This window comes from Lentzea albidocapillata (assembly GCF_000719115.1).
Lineage (GTDB): Bacteria > Actinomycetota > Actinomycetes > Mycobacteriales > Pseudonocardiaceae > Lentzea > Lentzea albidocapillata.
On record NZ_JOEA01000009.1, the window covers coordinates 72,773 to 95,235 of the forward strand.

15 protein-coding genes are annotated in these 22,463 nt (G+C 69.7%); 13 read left to right on the plus strand and 2 right to left on the minus strand.

Going from position 1 to position 22,463, the window contains the following annotated elements:
- Together IG04_RS0114460 and IG04_RS0114465 are read right to left on the minus strand one after the other, a co-directional pair.
- Positions 1-3,078 carry a ferritin-like domain-containing protein gene (locus IG04_RS0114460; protein WP_030477146.1) on the minus strand — a complete coding sequence of 1,026 codons (3,078 nt, stop codon included), beginning with the start codon at positions 3,076-3,078 and terminating at the stop codon, positions 1-3.
- Entirely contained in the window at positions 3,075-4,667 is a 1,593-nt protein-coding gene (locus tag IG04_RS0114465) for a flavin monoamine oxidase family protein (RefSeq protein WP_084401279.1), read from the minus strand. Before IG04_RS0114465 ends, IG04_RS0114460 begins: the two co-directional genes overlap by 4 nt.
- Positions 4,668-4,859: 192 nt before the next feature.
- Between IG04_RS0114465 and IG04_RS0114470 the strand changes: the two genes are divergently transcribed.
- The 13 genes from IG04_RS0114470 to IG04_RS0114530 all read left to right on the plus strand — a co-directional run bounded on the left by IG04_RS0114470 (position 4,860) and on the right by IG04_RS0114530 (position 22,419).
- Positions 4,860-6,161, plus strand: coding sequence for a glycosyltransferase (locus tag IG04_RS0114470; RefSeq protein ID WP_084401277.1), 1,302 nt, complete (start codon positions 4,860-4,862; stop codon positions 6,159-6,161).
- A complete protein-coding gene (locus IG04_RS0114475) occupies positions 6,158-7,381 on the plus strand; it encodes a cytochrome P450 (RefSeq protein ID WP_030477149.1) in 1,224 nt (407 codons plus the stop codon). Before IG04_RS0114470 ends, IG04_RS0114475 begins: the two co-directional genes overlap by 4 nt.
- Before the next feature lie 610 nt (positions 7,382-7,991).
- Positions 7,992-10,832 (plus strand): helix-turn-helix transcriptional regulator, encoded by a 2,841-nt coding sequence (locus IG04_RS0114480; RefSeq protein WP_144065365.1) that lies wholly within the window; start codon positions 7,992-7,994, stop codon positions 10,830-10,832.
- A gap of 49 nt (positions 10,833-10,881) precedes the next feature.
- On the plus strand, positions 10,882-11,883 hold the full coding sequence (locus IG04_RS0114485) for a beta propeller repeat protein (protein ID WP_030477151.1): 1,002 nt from the start codon (positions 10,882-10,884) through the stop codon (positions 11,881-11,883).
- 99 nt (positions 11,884-11,982) lie between these two features.
- Positions 11,983-12,828, plus strand: coding sequence for an alpha/beta fold hydrolase (locus IG04_RS0114490; RefSeq protein WP_030477152.1), 846 nt, complete (start codon positions 11,983-11,985; stop codon positions 12,826-12,828).
- Between the two features lie 61 nt (positions 12,829-12,889).
- On the plus strand, positions 12,890-13,855 hold the full coding sequence (locus tag IG04_RS0114495; protein WP_030477153.1) for a helix-turn-helix transcriptional regulator: 966 nt from the start codon (positions 12,890-12,892) through the stop codon (positions 13,853-13,855).
- Positions 13,852-14,832, plus strand: a complete 981-nt coding sequence (locus IG04_RS0114500; RefSeq protein ID WP_030477154.1) for a helix-turn-helix transcriptional regulator — start codon at positions 13,852-13,854, stop codon at positions 14,830-14,832. The genes IG04_RS0114495 and IG04_RS0114500 overlap by 4 nt, the downstream gene beginning before the upstream one ends.
- A gap of 9 nt (positions 14,833-14,841) precedes the next feature.
- On the plus strand, positions 14,842-15,114 hold the full coding sequence (locus tag IG04_RS0114505) for a bacteriophage holin (RefSeq protein WP_051769878.1): 273 nt from the start codon (positions 14,842-14,844) through the stop codon (positions 15,112-15,114).
- Positions 15,107-15,397: a Sec-independent protein translocase subunit TatA gene (gene tatA, locus IG04_RS0114510; RefSeq protein WP_030477156.1), complete on the plus strand. Its 291-nt coding sequence runs from the start codon at positions 15,107-15,109 to the stop codon at positions 15,395-15,397. The genes IG04_RS0114505 and tatA overlap by 8 nt, the downstream gene beginning before the upstream one ends.
- A 113-nt stretch (positions 15,398-15,510) precedes the next feature.
- The gene (gene tatC / locus IG04_RS0114515; protein WP_084401314.1) at positions 15,511-16,419 is read left to right on the plus strand and encodes a twin-arginine translocase subunit TatC; all 909 of its coding nucleotides are present in this window, start codon (positions 15,511-15,513) and stop codon (positions 16,417-16,419) included.
- The gene (locus IG04_RS0114520; RefSeq protein WP_030477158.1) at positions 16,416-17,276 is read left to right on the plus strand and encodes a diacylglycerol/lipid kinase family protein; all 861 of its coding nucleotides are present in this window, start codon (positions 16,416-16,418) and stop codon (positions 17,274-17,276) included. Before tatC ends, IG04_RS0114520 begins: the two co-directional genes overlap by 4 nt.
- Positions 17,277-17,321: 45 nt before the next feature.
- Positions 17,322-19,166 (plus strand): molecular chaperone HtpG, encoded by a 1,845-nt coding sequence (gene htpG / locus IG04_RS0114525; RefSeq protein WP_030477159.1) that lies wholly within the window; start codon positions 17,322-17,324, stop codon positions 19,164-19,166.
- 511 nt (positions 19,167-19,677) lie between these two features.
- Positions 19,678-22,419, plus strand: coding sequence for a DEAD/DEAH box helicase (locus IG04_RS0114530; RefSeq protein ID WP_030477160.1), 2,742 nt, complete (start codon positions 19,678-19,680; stop codon positions 22,417-22,419).
- Positions 22,420-22,463: the final 44 nt, after the last annotated feature.

Here is a 22,463-nt window from a genome sequence, read left to right on the forward strand (position 1 = left end):
TCACAGCCCTCCGGCCTGTGCGCGGAAGTGGTCCGCCCAGAACGTGCTCAGCTCGCCGACTCGCGCGGGTACGAGAGCGCACTTGGCGCACTGGGCCGCGATGTCGTCCAGCCGCATCGCGATCGACCGCCGGGCCACGTCCGGCCGTGAGATCGCGGCGGGCACGTCCGGCAGTTCGAACGAGGGCCCGGCCGTCGTACCGCGACGTCCGGACGGGAGGGTCACCAGCAGTTCGGCCAGCGGGCGCATCAGCCCGGCCATGATGTCGATGGCCGCGTTCATCAGGTCGGACCGGCGCAGGCTCGCGTCCGGGCGTTCGCCAAAGTGCTGGGCCATCAATTGCAGGGCCATGAAGTACGACTCGTTGAAGATCTGCATGACCGTGCGGGCGTCCGGGTCCGTCACCGTCTCGACGGCGGGGCTCGCGGGGTTCAGGGACGGGTTTCGGGCGACCGGGTACGCGGGGTTCCACAGCTCGCCGTGCGGCCCCGTGACTGGTGCCTTGCGCAGCAGCTCACCGATCAGCAGGAACGACGTGTAGTGCGAGTCCTCGACGGCGTCCTCGTCGAGCACCCCGCCCTCGCCCTGCTCGGTGATCACGTCGATCGCGTACAGGGCGCTCGGGAGGTCGTCGACCTCCAGCTGGTAGTCGGGGTGCTCGTGGTTGATCGACTCCCGCAGGAACAGGTGGTGCTCGCCGCCGCCCCTGCCCTTGTCGACCAGGAACAGGTCCGGGATCTGTTGCAGGGCCTCACGGATGTCCGCGTACAGCTCGCTCAGCGAGGCGTAGCCGTGTTCCTGCCGCTGCGCCTGGGCCTCGCCGTCGCGCGGCCGCAGGTCACTGACCTGGTGCTCGGGCTTCTCGATCTGGGTGAAGCGCTCGACGCTGCCCAGGCCCAGCCGTTCCAGCGCGAAGTCCAGCGGTACCGGCAGTGCGTGGTTGATGGTCCCGAAGTCGACCCGCGGCACGTGGAACGGTTCGCCCAGCGCCATGATGATGTTGTTGACCAGCAGGAAGTGGATCATCTCTTCGCGGGCGATGCCGAGCAGCATGCTGCGGATGCCCTCGTCGAGGGTCTCCCCGCCGTCACCGCAGGCGAGCTGCAGTTGCTCGGGGGTCCACAGACCCAGCCGCACGTACTCCGCGCCGGCGCCGTAGGTGGGCACGGAGTAGGCCGCGTAGAGGTACTGCAGCATGACGGCCAGCTCGATCAGGGCCGCTTCGCGCAGGATCTCGACCAACCGGCCGCGCGTGGCGATCCGGTTGCGGCTCGGCATGGTCGTCTCGGCCGGCAGCAGCAGGTGGCCGGGAGTCTGCTGGTTGCGGAGGAACTTCAGCAGCAGCCGCGACTTCGCTTCGGAGAGGTCGCGCGTGGGTGGCATGTAGTAGGTCTTCGACTTGTTCTGCGGATCGCACATCTGCCAGATCAGCTTGGCGTAGGTCTCGGTGCGGCTGCGGTTCGCGAGGCTGAAGACCTCCTTGTCCATGAAGGAGAAGAGGTGTTCGTAGTAGGCGAACACCTCGCGGTAGACCAGGTCGTAGTCGGCCTGCTCCACGTCTTCGAGATGCCAGTCGTCCGGCAGCACCCGCACGCTCAGGTACCCGGCACCGGACCAGAAACCGAGCTTGTCGTCGTTGTCGTAGTCGAGCGCGGCGGGCTCGGGCACGGCCGTCAGCAGCACCCGTGCGGTGCCGGCCGCCTTGCCGCGCAGGGTGAACCAGCCGTGACCGCGGTCATCGGTCTCGAGCACGTCGGTGTCCAGCGAGACGACGGCGCCGACCGGCCCACGGGGACGGGCCGCCGGGTTGGCGAACTGCCGGACCGCGATGTCGCGCACCGGGGCGGGACGGCCCCGGACGAACGACCGCACCGCCACTTCGACGTCGTGCTCGGCGTCGTCGGTGCTCCGGGGGTGATCCACGAACACGCTCGCGTCGTCGACCTGGAGGTTGATCTCCTGCTCCCGCAGGAGGAGCACGCCGTCCGAGGCGACGATCCGCAGCGCGTCACCCGCGATGTCCTCTTCGGACAGCAGGCCGGGAACCGTGACCACGCCGGAGGTCACAGCCGCGTCCTCGGTGTACGCCATGGCCGGGATCCGGGCCACCAGCCGGTCGTCACGGACCGTGCGCAGTTCGAGGTCACGAGCCGCGGCCGCCGGTACGGGCGCCGTGATCATGTTCAGCGTGACCTGGCCCGGCGAGGTCGCGACAGTGAGGTTGCCCAGTCGGTTGCGGGTGCCGCGATCCGGCACGAGCAGCCGTCCGGCCGGGTACGTGCGCAGCTCGCCGGGCCGCCACGGCGCGATCGTGCCGTGCAGCCGCCACTGGGAGGGCTGGTCCGGTGCCTGGGGAGCGGACTGGCCGTCGAGGGCGAACTGCACGACGAGGCCACCGGTCCCGGCCTCGCGGAGCAGCCGCGCGACCGGTGACGCGTCCGCCTCGTCCAGCCAGCGCAGGTCGTCGTCGGTGACGACGACCTGGTGCACCACCGAGCGGCCGAGTTGCCAGTGGCCGCAGCCGCGTCCGGTGGCGTGCCAGCGCGGCGGCGAGAAGCCTTTGACCGCACCGGTCGCCATGTACCCGACGTCGTGTGACCGCCCCTCGCGGCCGAAGCCGACCTGGCCGACCATGAGGGTCGTCGTCCAGTCGGATGCGGGGTCCACGTCGAAGATCCGTGCCCGGTTGACCGTGGTCGCCAGGTATTCGTTGTAGTGGCCCCAGAAATCGACGGCCCTGCCCACCACCGGATCCTCGCTGTCGGGCCGGCCCGCGACGAGTTCGGTGCTGACGACCCGCGCGTTGATCGAGAAGTGCCCGTTGCCGGCGAAGTCACGGCCCTTGGCGGCGCTGAACGGCCCGTCGGGCGTCTCGCGGCCCGCGCTGTCGTACCGGGGCCCCGTCTCGTCGAGGTGGGCGTGGTACTCGGCGGGCGGGCGGTGCACCGGGAACGGTTCGCCGTCCGCTGTCAGCGCGGTGTTCGTGGCCAGGTCGGCCAGGCCGTTGCGCGGTCCCGTCGGCAGGCGCGTCGAGGCGGTACCGCGGAAGTGCAGCCTGGGCAGGTCGAAGACGCTCATGCGGACTTCTCCGTGTGCGTGAGCCGGCGCGCGGGGAACGCCACGCCCGTCCGTCGTTCGCACCACTCGATCTCGTGCGCCGCGTCGATGGCCGACTCGATCGCACCCTCGATCCACGCGGGCTTCGACGAGCAGTGCTCCCCGGCGAAGAAGAGCCCCTTCTGCGGCCTCGTCGCCTCGCGGCGCTGCGCCTCCCGCAGCGCGGAGTCCTGTTCCCAGCGGATCGTCGCGGCGCCGAGAGACCAGCGGTGCTCGCCCCAGGCCTTCGTGGCGACGCCGAGGACCATGCCGGGGCGGCGCAGTTCGGGGTGCATGACGCCGAGTTCCCTGGTGATGAGCGTGATTCGTTCCTGCTCGGTGAGTTCGCTCAACGCGTCGGCGTCGGGACCGATGCTGTAGCTGGCGAGCATCACCGCGCCGTGCGCCGGATCGCCGTCGACGGGCGGGTAGTAGGTCTGCCGCACGTGCCCGCCGGTGAACGAGCCGCCGCCGCGGATGCCGTCCTCGTGCCAGAACGCCTCGCGGCAGTGGAAGGCGACCTTGGTGGCAGGCCAGTACTTCGTCTCGTGGATGATGTCGAGCTTCTCGTCGTCGAACCCGCTGAGACGCATCCCTCGCAGCACCGTGAACGGCACCGTGCACACCACGTAGTCGCAGGTCTTGGTGAAGGACCTGGTGCCCTGCCTCAGGTTCAGGACCACGTCCCGGTCGCGGACCTCGATCCCGGTGACCTCCTGCCCGAGGGTGATCCTGCCGAGCAGGCGGGTCGCGAGGCTGCGGGGGATCAGGTCCATGCCGTCGCGCAGCCGCACGATGTCGGAGCTGGTCTCGTCGAGCACGTCGTCGAGGAAGCGCTCCAGGTGCGGCGGCACCAGCGAACGGATGCGCGGGTTGCCCGCGTAGAAGGCGTGCAGGTCGATCATGGTGCCGTTGTGGCCGCGGCGGTACGGCGTCAGGTCGACCTCCTCGACCAGGTCGAGCAGGCCGGTGCCGATCTCGCCGTGCATGCCGTTGTAGAACTGGCGCGGCGCGATGGCCCTGATGGTCGCGTCCAGCCAGGCACCGAACAGCAGGGTGCCGTCGCGGTACCGCCCCGCGGGCACCCCGGAGGCGAAGTCGCTGACGAGCACGTCGTGTGCGTCGCGCACGCGCAAATAGCCGGACGAGCTGGGCAGATAGGCCGCGTCGTCGGAGAAGATCGTGTGGAACGGCAGCACCTGGTCCTGCAGGCCGAGTTCCGCGATGTAGTGCAGGGTCAGGCGGTGCGCGGAAGGAATGCGCATCGCACCGAGCTCGGCGAACGGCCCGGCCTCGCCCTCGGCCGTGAAGCGGTGGGTGTGGACGCGCCCGCCGATCCTGTCGCCGGCCTCGACGATCTCCACCTCGTGGCCGAGACGCTCCAGCTCGTAAGCCGCCACCAGCCCGGCGACACCCGCGCCGATGACGGTGACGTTCTTCCTCTCACCGATGGCGTCGAGCCCGTTGACCTCTTGCAGCGTTGTCACCGCGGACTTCCCTTCCGGTGCGCTAGCGGCGGGCGGGGAATTCGATCTGGCGCCATTGTTGGGGCGGCGGCGGTGCGCCCGTATCCCCCGACAGAGCCGGTCGTGAACGGGCTCGCGGGTGCGTGAGCGGTATCAAGACGGGCGGAAGCCGACCGGCCCCTGCGCAAGTGCGCGGGGTTTGTCTTGACACGCCGGACGGCGCCGTGAACAGGCGATGCTGACGCGAGCCGCTCAGCGGCCACCCCGGAGCAGCCGCTGGAGGCGACGTTGACCCGAGTGCTGATCGCGACGACACCGGCCCCAGGACATGTGGTCAGCCTGTTCGAGATAGCCACCGAACTGACGCGCCGCGGTCACGAGGTGCGCTGGTACACCGGGGAGGTCTTCCGGGAACAGGTCGAACGGACCGGGGCGCGCTTCGAACCGATGACGGAAGGACTCGACTTCGGCGGCAGGAGCCGGGAGGAGGCGTTTCCCGGGCATGCCGGACTGGCCGGGCTCAAGAGCTTCAAGGTCGGCGTCCGCGACATCTTCTACCGCACCGCTCCCGGCCAGCTCGCGGACATCCTGGCGTTGCTGCAACGGTTTCCCGCCGACCGCATCCTCGCCGACGACATGTGTTACGGCGCCTGCTTCGCCAGCGAGAAGACGGGAATTCCGCTGGTGTGGCTGGCGAACTCCATCTACATCCTGGGCAGCCGCGACACCGGGCCGCTCGGCATGGGCCTGGGGCCGAGCACCACGCCGTGGAACCGCCTGCGCAACGCCGCGCTGAGGTTCGCCGGCGACCAGGTGTCCATGCGGGACCTTCGCGCGGAAGCCGACCGCGTGCGCGCGCAGGTCGGGCTGCCCCGGTTGAGGACGAGGGCGATGGAGAACATCTCCCGGTACCCCGACCTGTACCTGGTCGGCTCCGTGGCGTCGTTCGAGTTCCCGCGCCGCGACCTGGCGCCGGGCACCCACTTCATCGGCGGCCTGTTCGGCGTGCCACCGAAGAACTTCGACCCGCCGTCGTGGTGGGACGAGCTCTCCGGGGACCGGCCCGTCGTCCTGATCACGCAGGGCACCACCGCCAACGACGTCGAACGCATGCTGGTGCCCGCCGTGCGCGCTCTCGCTGGCGAGGACGTCCTCGTCGTGCTGACCACCGGCAGCAAACTGGACGTGGAACGGCTGCTTCCGTTGCCGCGCAACGTCCGGATGGAACGGTTCGTGCCGTACCACCACCTGCTTCCGCACGTGGACGTGATGATGACCAACGGCGGCTACAACGGGGTCAACGCCGCTCTCGCGCACGGGGTGCCGTTGGTCGTCGTTCCCGCCACGGAGGAAAACCCCGACGTGGCAGCGAGAGTCGAGTACGCCGGCGTCGGCGTGGTCGTGAAACCCCGTGCTGTCACCGAGTCCAGCCTGCGCGCCGCCGTCACCACCGTGCGGACCGACGAGCGCTATCGGCGTCGCGCCGCCGAGATCGCGGTGGACCTCAACAGCAGCGACGCGCCGAAGCGGGCCGCCGACCTGATCGAGTCCGCTGTCGTTTTCCAGGACCAGATTCCCACCGGAGGTATCGCACGTTGAACGGGACGACGAAGACGTGGCCGCAGGCCCCCGAGACGACCATGCCCATCGACCCTGGTCCTTTCGACTGCATGCCCGAGCTGCTCGCCGCCGCGCGGGTGGCTCCGGTCGTACGGATCCCCTACCTCGGGCAGCACGCGTGGGTGGTGTGCGACCGGGAGCTCGTCAAGGTCGCGCTAGCGCATCCGAAGATGGGCAAGGACATCACCCTCGTACCGGACTTCATGAAGCAGCCGGGCCTGATGGTGGGCTCCCAGCCGCCACCGGAGTACGCGCGGGCCATGATCATGAGTGACGGGGAGGACCACGCGCGGATCAGGCGGCTGCACGCGCCCGTGCTGAGCCCGCGCAACACCGAGAAGTGGGGCGAACGCGTCAGCGTGAAGGTCGAGGGCTTCCTCGACGAGCTCGAACAGCGCGGTGTCCTCGGGGACAACGAGGTCAACGTCGTGACCGACTACACCCACAAGATCCCGCTGGCGTTCATCTCCGAGATGCTGGGCCTGCCCGACGAGGCGGAACGGCAGCTGCGCAGCATCACCGACGTGATGCTCTACTCGTCGGACTACGAGGCCAGGACCCTTGCGGTGCGGGCGTTGTACGGGGCGGTCGAGGGGTGGGTGGCCGACCCGGCACCACTGCGCGACGGCGTCATCACCGGGCTTCTGGCCTCCTCCAACGGCATCGACGCCGCCGTGACGGAGGGCGAGGTGATCGTGTGGACGCTGGGCATGATCATCACGGGCTACGAGACGACGGGCAGCCTGATCTCGGCCTCCCTCTTCGAGGCGTTGCGGCGCCCGGTCGACGACCGGCCGAAGACCGAGGACGAGATCAAGTCGTGGATCGAGGAGGCGCTGCGCGTGCACCCGCCGTTCCCGCACCCGACCTGGCGCTTCCCGCTGGAGGACATCGAGCTCGGCGGCTACCTGATCCCCAAGGGCGCGCCCGTGCAGGTCAGCATCGCCGCGGCCAACCGGGAACCGGGGGAGGGGGCGGACAGCTTCGACTCCGCGCGGGGCGGCCATGGGCACCTCTCGTTCGGCCTCGGCATGCACTACTGCATCGGCGCGTCGCTGGTGCGCCTGGAAGCCCAGATCGCGGTGAGCGGGTTCCTGCGCCGTTTCCCGCAGGCTCAGCTGAGCACTGCCACGCCGTTCGAGTGGGAGTCCGAGTGGATGATCCGCCGGATGAGCGTTCTTCCGGCGACCCTGCGCTGACGGAGATCGGCGGGCCGGTCGCAGGACCGGTCCGCCGTGGAGAACGCCGAACTCGTTGCGGCGTCACGGTGATCCGCCCGACTGCAAACGTTTGTTTCGCGCAGGTGGTCCAACGAGCCGGCCGCTGCCCGGCCGGACATTTCACAACTCGCCCCCCGTGTGAACGGGCGCGGCCTTCGAATTTTCGCCGACGGGACCGGCGCGCCGCGTCTCGAATGGGGCCCACTTCGGCCACCCTCCCCATGGGAGCGCTCTCCCCGGATTCCGATCGCGACGGCCCGGTGTGATCCCGGTGATCAGGACGTGATCGTGCTGGTCACGATTGTCGGCATCACCCGATGGCAGCAGTGGAATTCCACGCGGTGATTGCAGCGGATCGCGGAGGGCATTGAAGAACGCTCCTGTCCGCGGTCCGCCATGGGTGTTGACATGGCGGGTGACGTCGCGCGAGTCTCCCAGCGGACGAGGTGGGAGGTTCTCGGGTGAAGTCGGTGAGTCGCACGTCCACTGGATATCCGCGTCTTGATTGGCTGCGTGAGCCAGATTTGTCCGAGCCGTAGAAGTTCGCTTTTCATCCTTCTTCACTGTGCTCACAGGACAGGGAAAATAAGTGTCGTGCACACCTCTCGGTGAGAATCTCGCGGCGTGGGAGCAGTCGGTTGATCTGCCCTTATCGCTCCCGTTGCGCGGACGTGACGAGGAAACGCGGAGGATAAAGCGGTTCATCCAGGCGGCGGCGGAGTCCCGGCAGGCACGGATGCTGGTGGTGGCGTCCTCCACGGGCACGGGCAACACCAGGCTGGTGGCCGAAGGCACGTCCCTGGCCGCGCTGCAGGGCTTCTCCTCGCTGGACCTGTCGCCGGGCGCCTTTCCGGCGGAAGGTTCCAGGACGGACCACCCCCACGTCGTCAGCGTGAGCGCGCTGGCCGCCCAGATCGAGCCGCGGCTGGTCCAGCGGCTCCGGCACGGACCGGTGCTGGTCACGCTCGACGACGCTCACCGGACGCCGCCGCCGGTGCTCGGCGCCGTGAGTGCGGTGATGGCCAAGCTCAAGGATCTGCCCGTGTGCTGGCTTATCACCGTGCACGCCGAGCAGTTCGCCACGGCCGCAAGCGCGACGCTGCAGGACATGGCGCGCGTTCTTCCGTGCGACTGGATCGAACCACTTACGCCACTGTCGGACGACGCGGCGCTGGCCATCGCCGCGGACGTGCTGGGCGCGGAACCGGACCAGGATGTCGCCGCGCTGGTCGGCAGTGCCGGCACCACGCCACTGCAGGTCGTCGAGGTGGTGCTGGACCTGGTGCGGGACAACCAGGTCCAGGCCGTCGGTGGCGTCGCCCGGTTGATGGCGGGCCCGATGGAGCGTGGTATCGCCTGCGCCGTGTCACCGGAACCGGCCGGGCAGCTGCCGTGGCCGTTCCGGCGGATGATGGGCGAGCGGCTGCACGGGTTGTCGCCCCAGGCGCAGGACGTGCTCCAGGTCGCGGCGGTGCTCGGCTGCGGCTTCGCCCCGGAGGACCTGGCGGAGATGCTGGGCGAGCCCGTGGCCGTGCTGCTGCGGCCGCTGCGCGAAGCACTCGCCGCCGGGTTCCTGCGTGGTGGCGGTGCCGAGTTCCTCTTCCACCGGGAACCGGTGTGGCGGGCCGTGCTCGGGTCCGTGCCGGAGCCGATGAGGTCGGCGTTGCATCGGCAGGCGGTGACGATGCTGCTCGGCCGTGAGCACCGGGACGCCGTGTCCGTCGCGGTGCACCTGGTGCACTGCGCGCGCACCGGGGACGCGGAGGCCGTCAGCGCTGTCGACGCGGCCGCGCAGAGCCTGCTGCCGGACTCCCCGGAGGCGGCCGCGGCGCTCGCGATCAACGGCCTGAGGATCACCGCACCGGGCGAGCCGAACCGGATCGCGCTCGGCGTCACGGCGGCCGCGGCCCTTGTCCGGATGGGCAGACTCAGCCAGGCCGTGGAGCTCGCGCGGGACCTGCTGCACCCCGAAGACCCCGGCCACGTGCAGTCGGCGTCCGTGCTGCGCACCTGGCAGACCATCGCCCAGATGCTGCGCGGTGACGCCACGACGGTGTGCACCGTCGGCCTGGAGGTCACCGAGGCCGCCACCGACGGGCACGACCTGTCGCCGGAGTTGTTGCTGCTCAACATCTTGTCGCTGCACAACCTCACCGCGGCGATCGGGATGGCGGACCAGGTGCTGGCGCAGGCCGGCCAGTTCAACTCGGACGTGCTGGCCGCCGCGCTGACCGTGCGGGCGATGGCGAGCTGGCGCGAGGGGAACCTCGACGTGGCGATCGAGGCCGCCGAGGCGGCCGTGGCCGTGCGCGACGAGCTGACCAGGATCTGGCAGAGCGATCCACTGTGGACGAAGGTGTGGATCCTCACCAGGCTCGGCCGGCTCGACGAGGCGCTCGCCGGGGTGGACGAGGCCTGCGGCACGGCGGAAGCGCACGGAACCGGTGTGATGACGTCGGTCCCGCTCACGCTGCGCGCGGCCGTGCTGCTGGCCCAGGGCGAGGTCGCTGCCGCCGAAGCGGCCGCGACCACCGGTCTCGCGGCCTCCGAGATCGCCGAGATGCCGTTGTTCCAGCCCCAGCTCGGCGCGGTGCTGGTGCTCTGCGCACTTCGCCGGGGCGATCTGGTCACCGCCACCGACGGGCTGCGCCGGCTGGAGGAGTCGATCCCCGCCGGGCCCACCCACCCGTGCGCGGTGACGCTGCGGCTGATCGCGGGTCAGGTGGCCGCGGCCGGCGACGGCGCGGTGGCGGCGATCGACGAGATCCGCCCGTTCGCGGAAGACCCGGGGCTCTGCCTGCAGTTGCTGATGGAGGCACCCACCGCGACGGCATGGTGCGTGCGCACCGCCATGGCCGCCGACGACCACGTCCTCGCCGAACTGTTCGCGAGCACGGCCGAGGACCTGGCCCGCGCCAACCCGAAGCACGAGTCGGTCGTCGTCGCTGCCGCACACGGCCGTGCACTGGTGAAACAGGACACCGGCGTGCTGGCGGAACTGCGGGACAGATGCGCCGACGCGTGGACGAAAGCCTCTCTCGCGGAGGACATCGCGGCCGTCCACCTCGACACCGACCGGGAGCAGGCGGTCCTCGAACTCAACCACGCGCTCGGCGGCTACGACGAGATCGAGGCCGAACTCGACTCCGCCCGAGTGCGCCGCACCCTGCGCAGGCTCGGCGTCCGGCGGCGCCGCACCACGGTGAGACGCCAGGACGACCAGGAACCGGAACCCAGGCCGCGCACCGGCTGGGACAGCCTCACCGGCACCGAGCAGAAGGTCGCCCGGCTCGTCGCGGACGGCCTCACCAACCGCCAGGTGGCGAAGGAACTCTTCATTTCACCGCACACGGTCGGATTCCATCTGCGGCAGATCTACCGCAAGCTCGCCATCGCGTCCAGGGTGGACCTGGCCCGGATCGCGCCCTGACCGCCGATCGGGGGTAGGAAGCGATCACCGGCTCGACCAGAGTGGCCGCATGAGGATCATTGCGGCGGCACTCGCCGCACTTCTGGTTCTTCCCGGGGTGGCTTCGGCGACGGACACCTACTGGGAACTGAAGCCGACCGGCACCGACGCCCGCCTGCGCGGCCTGTCCGCCGTGTCCGGTCAGGTCGCGTGGGCGAGCGGCTCCAAGGGCACCGTCCTGCGCACCGTGAACGCCGGCCGGACGTGGGAGTCGGTGGGCCCACCCGGCACCGAGGCGCTCGAGTTCCGTGACATCGAGGCCTTCGACGCGCGCAACGCCGTGGCGCTGTCGATCGGGGAGGGCGAGTCGTCACGGATCTACCGCACGTCCGACGGCGGCCGGACCTGGCAGGAGGAGTTCCGCAACACCGACCCGAAGGCGTTCTACGACTGCGTGGCGTTCTTCGACCGGTTCCGCGGGCTGGCGCTGAGCGACCCCGTCGACGGCAAGTTCCGGGTGCTGCGGACGTGGGACGGCGGACGGTCGTGGCACGTCAACGCCACGTTGGGCATGCCGGACGCGCTGCCGGGCGAGTTCGCGTTCGCGGCGTCCGGGCAGTGCGTGACGACCAGCGGCAACCACGCGTGGATCGCGACCGGCGGCGGCGCGAAGGCACGGGTGCTGGAGTCGCGCGACGGCGGCCGGTCGTGGAAGGCGAGCGAGGTGCCGTTGCCGTCCGGCGAGGCGGCCGGGGTGTTCGCGGTGGCGTTCAAGACGCCGTGGCGCGGTGTGGCGATCGGTGGTGACTACCTGTTGCCGACCGACCCGACGCCGGCGTTCGCGATTAACGACGGACGCGGCTGGACGGCGGGCAAGCAGGCTCCCGTCGGGTACCGGTCGGGTATCGCCTACCGCGGCAACGGCCTGGTCACGGTCGGTCCGTCCGGAACGGACACCAGCAAGGACGGCAAGACCTGGAAGGTCGCGGACACGGGAAGTTTCGACACCGTGGACTGCGTCGGACACACCTGCTGGGCTGCCGGCGAGAAGGGCCGCGTCGGTCGCACGTGAGGAGGCGCCGGTCATCCCTCCCCGTCGCGGTGTAACACCTGTCGGGCCTCTGGCGAAAAAGAACGTGTCGGCCACTCCCGTGCGGGGTAGCCGAAGCAGGTGTTCGACGGATTCTCGTTGCGTTGCAGGGACGTCGGCGAGGCCAATCTGCGAGTGAGGACCGGCGGTGCAGGGCCGCCGGTCCTCCTCTTGCACGGCCACCCCCGTACCCACACCACCTGGCACCGTGTCGCGCCACTGCTCGCTGCGGACCACACGGTCGTGTGCCCGGATCTGCGCGGCTACGGCGAATCCAGCAAACCCGGTGACTACTCGAAACGGGCGATGGCCCGCGACTTCGTGAACCTGATGCGGGGGCTCGGCCACGAGGAGTTCGCCGTCGTCGGCCACGACCGCGGGGCCGCCGCGGCGATCAGGCTGGCGCTCGACCACCCGGACCGGGTCACGCACCTGGCCGTGCTGGACGGACTGCCGATCGGTGCCCACCTGAGCCGCTGCGACGCCCGGTTCGCCCAGGCCTGGTACCACTGGTTCTTCCTGGCCAGGCAGGAACTCGCCGCCGCGATGATCAACGAGAACCCCGGCCTCTGGTACGGCGGCCGCCACCACGACACGCCACTCGCGATGGGCGTGGAGAACTGGGCCGACTTCCAGCGGGCGATCCACGACCCCGAGACCGTGCTCGCGATGTGCGGTGACTACCGCGCCGGGCTGGAGGTCGACCGCCACCACGACGACGAGGACCGGGCCGCGGGACGCAGGATCACGTGTCCGGTGCTCGCTCTCTGGTCGGCCAAGGACGACCTCGGCGACCTGTACGGCGACCTGCCCGCGATCTGGGCCGAATGGGCCGACGACGTGCGGGTTCGTTCCCTCGACTGCGGGCACCACATGGCCGAGGAAGCACCCGTCGAACTGGTCCGCGAGTTACGTGAGTTGTTCTGAACGGACCGTTGACGACAGGTGGTGATGAGGTTTCGGTGCGCGCACGCGTTAGGGTCTGTCCGTGGCCATCGCACGTGCCGAACGCCTTGTCAACCTGGTGCTGTGCCTGCTGTCGACCCGTCAGTACCTGACAGCGGAGCGCATCCGCGCCATCGTCCCCGGCTATCACGAAGCGCCGACGGACGAGGCGTTCTTCCGCATGTTCGAACGGGACAAGTCCGAGCTGCGCGATCTCGGCGTGCCGCTCGAGACCGGGCGGCAGTCCAACGCCGAGGGAGCGGAGGACGGCTACCGGATCGCGCGGCGCGACTACGAGCTGGGTGACATCGACCTCGAACCCGACGAGGCCGCCGCCGTGGCGCTGGCCGCCCGGCTGTGGGACTCGCCGCAGCTCACGGGCGCCGTGCACGGCGCGTTGATCAAGCTGAGGGCCGCCGGGGTGGACGTCGACCAGGACACGCCCGCGGCCGTCGAACCCAAGGTGCGGGCCAACGAGCCCGCGTTCCCGCCACTGCTGCAGGCCGTGCAGGCGGGGCAGGTCGTCTCGTTCGGTTACCGCAAGCCGCCGCCGGGCGGGCAGAAGGAACGAACGGTCGAACCGTGGGGCGTGGTCGCGTGGCGCGGCAAGTGGTACCTCGTCGGCTGGGACCGTGAACGCCAGGACACGCGGTGCTTCCGGCTCTCCCGCGTCGTGGGCGCGGTCCGGACCGTCGGCAAGCCCGGCGCTTTCACCGTGCCCGAGGGCACGGACCTGATGAGCCTCATCGCGCGCACGCAGGCCGATCCGCACCACACGTCGCCCGCCAAGATCTGGGTCGCCAAGGACCGGGCGCAAGGGCTGCGGCGGCACGCGAAGGTCGTCGAGGAACGCGACGGCGGCGACGTCGTCGAGATCGACCTGAAGTTCCCCGACTCGGCGGCCAAGTGGCTCGCCGGGTTCGGGCCCGACGTCGTCGTGCTGGAGCCCGAGGTCCTGGCCAAGTCGGTCCGCGACCGCCTGCAGGGCGCACTGGAAGGAGCGCGGTGACCGCGTCGAACGAACGGCTGCCGCGGCTGCTCGCACTCGTGCCGTACCTGCTCAACCGGCCCGCGATCACCGTCAAGGAGGCCGCGGCCGACTTCGGCATCACGCCCAAGCAGCTGCGCAAGGACCTCGAGCTGCTGTGGATGTGCGGGCTGCCCGGCTACGGGCCGGGCGACCTGATCGACCTGTCGTTCGAGGGCGAGACGATCACCGTCTCGTTCGACGCGGGCCTCGACCGGCCGCTGCGCCTGACCGCGGCCGAGGCGGCGTCGCTGCTGGTCGCGTTGCGCGCGCTGGCGGACACGCCGGGCGTCGTCGACACGGACGCGGTGCAGCGGGCGCTGGCCAAGATCGAGGCGGCGGTCGGCAAGGCGCAGCCGGCGGGCATGGTCGTCGGGCTCGGTGCGTTCGAACGCGGGGAGACCGCCGAGGTTCGTGCCGCCGTGCAGGACGCCGTGAAGCGCGAACGGGCCGTGCGCATCCGCTACTACTCGCAGTCGCACGACGCGATGAGCGACCGAGTGGTCGATCCGATGCGTCTGCTGCTCGTCGAAGGGCGCGGTTACCTCGAAGGATGGTGCCGATCGGCGCTCGGCGTGCGGTTGTTCCGGCTCGACCGCATCGACGACGTGCAGGTGCTCGACGAGCAGTCGTCGCCTCCGCCGCACGCCCAGCTGACCGATACATCGGAGGGGTTGTTCCACCCCAGGGACGACCAGAAGGTCGCCGTGCTGCTTCTCGAACCGGACGCGCACTGGGTCGCCGAGTACTACCCGGTCGACCACGCGGCGGAGCTCTCGGACGGCCGCACGCGTGTCCTCATGCGCTACGACGACCCGTCCTGGATGGTCCGCCTGCTCCTCGGGCTCGGCGGTGACGTGCACGTCGAAAAGCCGTCGGAACTCGCGGAGGAGGTTGTTCGCCAAGCGGCAGAGGCATTGCGCCGGGCAGATCACCTGCTGTCCACCCAAGACGTATAACGTGTGCCTGTGCCGTCCACACCGACCCTGGCGCTGATCGCTCTCGGCCTGATCGTGCTCATCGTGATCGCGATCCGAGTCATCCGATCCTTGCGTCGATTCGCCCGTGCCCGCACTCTGGTGGGGGACGGGCTCGGCAACGGCGTCGGCCTGCTCAAGGCGCGCTCCGCGGCGCTGAAGGTGGCCATCGCCGGACGGCGGCCCAGGGAACAGGCCCGCACCAGGGCAAACTCCGCGTACGATCGTCGTAGCGGGGCAGACAGGAGGATCACCAATGGGTAACCTCGGACCCACCGAGCTGATCATCATCGCTGTGGTGATCATTCTGCTGTTCGGTGCGAAGAAGCTTCCCGACATGGCCCGTTCGCTCGGCAAGTCGGCGAAGATCTTCAAGGCTGAGACCAAGGGCCTGCGCGACCAGGACGCGGACGACGCGCCGGTACAGCAGCAGCCCGTGCAGCAGCCGGTCCAGCAGCTCCCGCCTGCCCAGCCGCAGCCGGCGCAGCAGCCCCAGGTCGCGCCTCCCATCGAGCAGACCAGCCAGAACAAGGCCGCGAACAACTGACCTTCCTGCTCTCCTGACTTGTAAGGACGGTCGACGCGGTGGCAAGTCCGTTCCGGTGGTTCGCCGAGCGCCGGGAGCGCGGCAAGCGCCGTCGGGGCAACGCCGACGGCACCATGTCGCTCAAAGAGCACCTGTACGAGCTGAGGTACCGGCTCGGCCTGGCGATGCTGGTCATCGCCGTCGGCGCCATCTTCGGCTTCATCTGGTTCCAGGTGCGCCTCGGCCCGATTCCGTCGCTGGGCGACATCCTGACGGGGCCGTACTGCCACGAAGACCTGGCGAAGTACCGGGCCAAGATCACCAACGACGGCGCCTGCGCGTTGCTGCAGACCGAGCCGTTCGAGATCTTCCTCGTGCAGCTGCAGGTCGGTGCGGCGGCAGGTGCGGTGCTGCTCAGCCCGTTGTGGCTGTACCAGGTCTGGGCCTTCATCACGCCTGGCCTGTACACGAAGGAACGCAACTTCGCGCGGGTGTTCGTCGGCGCCGGCGCGCTGCTGTTCGTGGCCGGCGCGGTGCTCGCGTACCTCGTGGTACCCGAGGGCCTGAAGGTGCTGCTGGGGTTCGGTGGCGACAACTGGGTCACGGCGCTCACCGGTAGCAAGTACATCAACTTCGTCATCACGATGCTCTTCATCTTCGGTGTCAGCTTCCTGATCCCGCTGGTCGTGGTGATGCTCAACCGCGCGGGTGTGCTGTCCTACGAGAAGCTGCGCAAGTGGCGCCGCGGCCTGATGATGGGCCTGTTCGTGTTCGCCGCGATCGCGACGCCGGGCACCGACCCGATCTCGATGGTCGTGCTGGCCCTCGCGTTGTCGGTGCTGTTCGAGATGGCGATCCAGATCGCCCGCGTGCACGACAAGCGCAAGGCGAAGCTCCGCGTGGCCGAGGGCTGGGACGCGCTCGACGACGACGAGGCGGCGCCGTTCGACTACGTCGCGTCCGACGCTGACGGCAACGACCCCGGTGAGAAGGCCATCGCCACGGAGCCCCCGAAGCGCGTGAACTACGACGATGCCACGTGACGCGGGCCGCCTTACTGGTCTGCCCCGCGTCGGGCAAGGGGCGGGCAGCCCGGATGGCCGGGTCGACCGCCGCGGCGTTGCGGCCGCACGTGTCGTCGTTGACGCAGATGGTCGCGCACGACGCCGAGGGCGCGCTGGCGATGGCGCGCCGGGCCGTCGCGGACGGCGTCGACCTGCTGGTCGTCCTGGGCGGTGACGGAGCCGCCCACCTGGGCGTCCAGGCAGTTGCGGGCACGTCGACGGCGCTGGGCATCGTCCCGGCGGGCACCGGCAACGACCTGGCCGCGGCCGTGGGCGCGCGGTCGGTCGAGGACGTCGTGCACGGCACCCGCAAACAGCTCGACCTCGGGCGGTTGTCGACGGGGCAGTGGTTCGCGACGGTGCTGTGCGCCGGGTTCGACTCCGCGGTGAACGAGCGGGCGAACGCGATGCGCTGGCCCGCCGGCCGGCGCCGCTACGACCTGGCGATCGTCGCCGAGTTCGCGTCGCTGAAGCCGGCGCCGCTGGTCGTGACCACCGAGTCCGGGACGTTCGAGCTGGACGCGACGCTGGTCGCGATCGGCAACACACCGAACTACGGCGGCGGTATCCCCGTGTGCCCCGCGGCCGATGCCGGAGACGGGTTGTTCGACGTCACGGTCGTCGAGGGCGGCAGCCGCGCGATGATGGCCCGGATGCTGCCGACGTTGCGCACGGGCAAGCACACCGAGCACCCGGCCGTGCGGACGTTTCGCGCGCGTGAGGTCTCGCTGTCCGGCGGCAACGGCTGGATCGCTTACGCCGATGGCGAACGCCAGGAGGCGTTGCCCGTCTCAGTTCACACGGTTCCTGGCGCCCTCACGGTCGTGGGTCGCTAAGTTATGGGGCTGTTCGGTTCGTTTCACGGTTTTCGGTAGGGATTCATGGAGACGCTGGAGTTTCAGTCCGAGGCACGTCAGCTGCTGCAGCTGATGATCCACTCGATCTACTCGAACAAGGACACGTTCCTGCGCGAGCTGGTCTCGAACGCCTCCGACGCGCTCGACAAGCTGCGGCTGGAGTCGTTCCGCGACAAGGACATGCAGGTCGACGTCGACGACCTGCACATCGTGATCGAGTCCGATCCGGCCGAGCGCACGCTGACGGTGCGGGACAACGGCATCGGCATGACGCGCGAGGACGTCGTCGGGCTCATCGGCACGATCGCCAAGTCCGGCACCGCGGAGTTCCTCAAGCAGCTCAAGGAACAGCAGTCCGGCAGTGCGTCCGACCTGATCGGCCAGTTCGGCATCGGCTTCTACTCGTCGTTCATGGTGGCGGACAAGGTCACCCTCGTGACGAGGTACCCGCACGCCGAGAAGGGCGTGCGCTGGGAGTCGACCGGCGAGGCCACGTACACGATCGACGACGTGGACGACGCGCCCCAGGGCACCTCGGTCACGTTGCACCTCAAGCCGTCCGACGACGAGGACCGCCTGCCCGACTACACGGAGCCGGCGAAGATCCGCGAGATCGTCAAGCGCTACTCGGACTTCATCACCTGGCCGGTGCGCCTGGGCGGCGAGGACATCAACTCGCGCAAGGCCCTGTGGGCGCGCCCGGCCTCCGAGGTGACGGAGGAGGAGTACGCCGAGTTCTACCGGCACGTCAGCCACGACTGGAACGCGCCGCTCGAGACCATCCGCATGCAGGCGGAGGGCACGTTCGAGTACCAGGCCCTGCTGTTCCTGCCCGCGCAGGCGCCGATGGACCTGTTCATGCGCGACGGCAAGCGCGGCGTCCAGCTCTACGTGAAGCGCGTCTTCATCATGGAGGACTGCGCCGAGCTGATGCCGGAGTACCTGCGCTTCGTGAAGGGTGTCGTCGACGCGGCGGACCTCTCGCTGAACGTCTCGCGGGAGATCCTGCAGCAGGACCGCCAGATCCAGCTGATGCGCCGCCGCCTGGTCAAGAAGGTGCTGTCCTCGATCAAGTCGCTGATGGGCACGCGCCCGGACGACTACGCGAAGCTGTGGGGCGAGGTCGGCGCGGCACTGAAGGAGGGCCTGCTCTCCGACGCGGACAACCGCGACGCGATCCTGGACGTCTGCTCCTTCGCGTCCACGCACTCCGAAGAGTCGCTGACGACCCTGGCCGAGTACGTCTCGCGGATGAAGGACGGCCAGGAGCACATCTACTTCATGACCGGCGACTCGCGGGTGGCCGTCGAGAAGTCGCCGCACCTGGAAGCGTTGCGCGCCAAGGACTTCGAGGTGCTGATCCTCACCGACACGATCGACGAGATGTGGGTCGACTCCGTCCCCGCCTTCGACGGGAGGACGTTCCAGTCCGTCGCCAAGGGCCAGGTGGACCTGGAGACCGACGAGGAGAAGTCGGCCAACGAGGCCAGGACCGCGGAGTTCGCCGACCTGCTCACGTGGATGAAGGAGCAGCTGGAGGACAGCGTCAAGGAGGTCCGCCTCTCGTCCCGTCTGACGACCTCCCCGGCGTGCGTGGTCGGTGACTCGTACGACATCACGCCGACGCTGGAGAAGATGTACAAGGCGATGGGGCAGGAGCTGCCGAAGATCAAGCGGATCCTGGAGCTCAACCCGTCGCACCCGCTGGTGGAGGGGCTGCACAAGGCGTTCGCGGGCGGCGAACGCGACGGGCTGGCCGACACCGCGGAGCTGATCCACGGGCTGGCGCTGCTGGCCGAGGGCGGCGAGCTCGCCGACCCGTCCCGCTTCGTGAAGCTGGTGGCGGACCGGGTGCAGCGCACGTTCTGACGCTGGTGGTGGCCCGTGCGGGTCGGCTTGAGGGCGTTTGTCGCGTTCCAGCGGGGTGGTTGCGCTGGCGCGCGAGAGGTCGCCTTGCGAGGGTGGTCCGTCAGGTCGTGACGGAACTGCGCGGGGTTGCGATTGGGGCTTGACCTTGAGCCTCTGGCGGGATGCTTGACGGCCGGGCAAGGCCGGGCTGAAAAGCGCCCGGCCGTGCCCGTGAGGGGAGCATCCCGCCCACTCAAGGTAAAGCCCCAATCGCCATGAGCGGACCCGAGCCGCTACCCGGCGCTCTAGGTTCAGACGGCTCGCTTCGCATCGCCACGCCAGGCTGCGTGCGTGGTGGGCTTGTGAGGGCGGGCGTCTGCCGTACGACCGTCGTCTCACGCAAGTCGACGCCTGACGTGAAACCGCAGGTAGAGGGCGATGTCCTGGGGACATCGCCCTCTGTCGTTTCAGTGTCGGTTGAAGTTAATCTATCTCGACGGCAATTGTCGGTGCGATGTGACAGCCTGATGGGGTGTCAAGTGCTTCGCGGTCCCCGGCCGAGGCCTACGCCCACTCCCGGCGCAATGCCCAGCGGCCCAAGCTGACCGATTTCCTGTCCGTGATCTCGTTCGAGCTGGACCCGTTCCAGCGCCAGGCCTGCGAGGCCCTGGAGGACGGTCACGGAGTGCTCGTCTGCGCCCCCACCGGTGCCGGTAAGACGGTGGTGGGCGAGTTCGCCGTGCACCTCGCGCTGACCGAGGGCCGCAAGTGCTTCTACACGACGCCGATCAAGGCGCTGAGCAACCAGAAGTTCGCCGACCTCACCGCGCGGTACGGGCCGGAGAGCATCGGCCTGCTCACCGGCGACACGAGCGTGAACGGCGGCGCGCCGGTCGTGGTCATGACGACCGAGGTGCTGCGGAACATGCTGTACTCGGGTTCGTCCACTCTGGACGGACTCGCGTACGTCGTGATGGACGAGGTGCACTACCTCGCGGACCGCTTCCGCGGCCCGGTGTGGGAAGAGGTCATCCTGCACCTGCCCGAGCACGTGCAGGTGGTCGGTCTGTCCGCGACGGTCAGCAACGCCGAGGAGTTCGGCGAGTGGCTGGTCGAGGTCCGCGGCGACACCTCCGTTGTGGTCGACGAGCACCGGCCCGTGCCGCTGTGGCAGCACATGCTGGTGGGCAACCAGATGCTCGACCTGTTCGAGGGCGACCAGACGCACGCGCGGATCAACTCCCAGGTGGTCCGCAAGACCGAGGAGCTCGTGCGGTACCACGTGCCGTTCAGCCGCGGGCGCAACCGCACCGGCGGCAATGGGCGGGCGGCGCGCAACAGCGGGTTCAAGCCGACGTCGCGCATCGACATGATCCAGCGGCTCGACGCGGCGTCGTTGCTGCCCGCGATCGTGTTCGTGTTCAGCCGGGCCGGCTGTGACGCGGCGGTCACGCAGACGGCGCGGGCGGGGCTGCGGCTCAACTCGCCGGAGGAGACCGAGCAGGTCCGCCGGATCGTCGACGAGAAGACGCGGGACCTGCCCGAGGCCGACCTGACGGTGCTCGGGTACTGGGAGTGGCGCGAGGCGCTGGAGCGCGGCATCGCATCGCACCACGCCGGGCTGCTGCCCGCGTTCAAGGAGACGGTCGAGGAGCTGTTCGTCCGCGGGCTCGTCAAGGTCGTGTTCGCGACCGAGACGCTCGCGCTGGGCATCAACATGCCCGCGCGGACGGTCGTGCTCGAAAAGCTCGTGAAGTACAACGGAGAAGCGCACGTCGACCTCACGCCGGGTGAGTACACGCAGCTCACGGGCCGTGCGGGGCGTCGCGGCATCGACGTCGAGGGGCACGCGGTCGTCGTCTGGCAGCCGGGGATCGATCCCAAGGCGGTCGGCGGGCTCGCGTCCACCCGCACGTACCCGCTGCGGTCGTCGTTCCGGCCGGGCTACAACATGGCCGTCAACCTCGTGCACCAGCTCGGGGCCGCGTCCGCGCGCGAGATCCTGGAGCAGTCGTTCGCGCAGTTCCAGGCGGACAGGTCGGTCGTCGGGCTCGCGCGCCGCATCGAGCGCAACAAGGAGGCGCTCGCCGGCTACACCGAGGCGATGACGTGCCACCTGGGCGACTTCAGCGAGTACGCGACGCTGCGCCGCCGCATCGGCGACCGGGAGAAGCAGCTCGCGAAGCAGAACACGAACTCGCGCCGCATCGAGACGGCCAAGTCGCTCGAACGCCTGCGCAAGGGCGACGTGATCGCGGTGCCGTCCGGGCGCCGCAGCGGCCTCGCCGTCGTCGTCGACCCCGGCCTCGAGCCGATGGGCGAGGCGAAGCCGCTGGTCGTCACCGAGGACCGCTGGTCGGGCCGCCTCACGTCGGCCGACTTCCCGTCGCCGGTCGAGGTGCTGGGCCACATCCGGCTGCCCAAGCAGGTCGACGTGCGCTCGCCCAAGTCGCGTCGCGATCTGGCGTCCACGATCCGCAACACGGGCATCACGGTGCCGTCGCGGGGCCGCAGGCAGACCACGGCGGACGACGACCCCGAGCTCGCGACGCTGCGCCGCGCCCTGCGCGCCCACCCGTGCCACGGCTGTGACCAGCGCGAGGACCACGCCCGATGGGGCGAGCGGTACCACCGGCTGCTGGCCGAGAACCAGCAGCTGGAGCGCAAGGTCGCGGCGACGACGCACTCGCTGGCGCGCCAGTTCGACCGCATCCGCGCGCTGCTGCGTGAGCGTGGCTACCTCAGCGAGTCGGAGGAGGTCACCGCCGACGGCAAGCGCCTGACCAGGCTCTACAGCGAGTCGGACCTGCTCGCCGCCGAGTGCATCCGCAACGGCGTGTGGAAGGGCCTCAAGCCGGAGGAGCTCGCCGCCGTCGTGTCGTCGCTGGTCTACGAGGCGCGCCGGGACGGTCCCGTAGAGGCACGCCTGCCGCAGGGCGCGGTGGCCGACGCGATGCTCAAGACCGTGCGGCTGTGGGCGGAGATCGAGGACGACGAGCGCCGCCTCAAGCTCGAACGCATCACCCGTCAGCCCGACCCCGGTTTCGCCTGGCCGGTGTACCGCTGGGCGCGCGGCGAGTCGCTGGAGAAGGTCCTGAGCGCCGCCGAGGCCGGTGGCAACGAGCTCGGCGCGGGCGATTTCGTGCGCTGGTGCAGGCAGGTGATCGACCTCCTGGACCAGATCCGCGAGGTGGTCGGCCGCCAGGACCCGGTCGGCGCGGCCGCCGCCAAGGCCGTCGACGCGCTGCGCCGCGGAGTGGTGGCGATGATGTGACCCTAGTCCTGACGAAGGTTTTGCGAGTCGGAGTAAAGACTGAC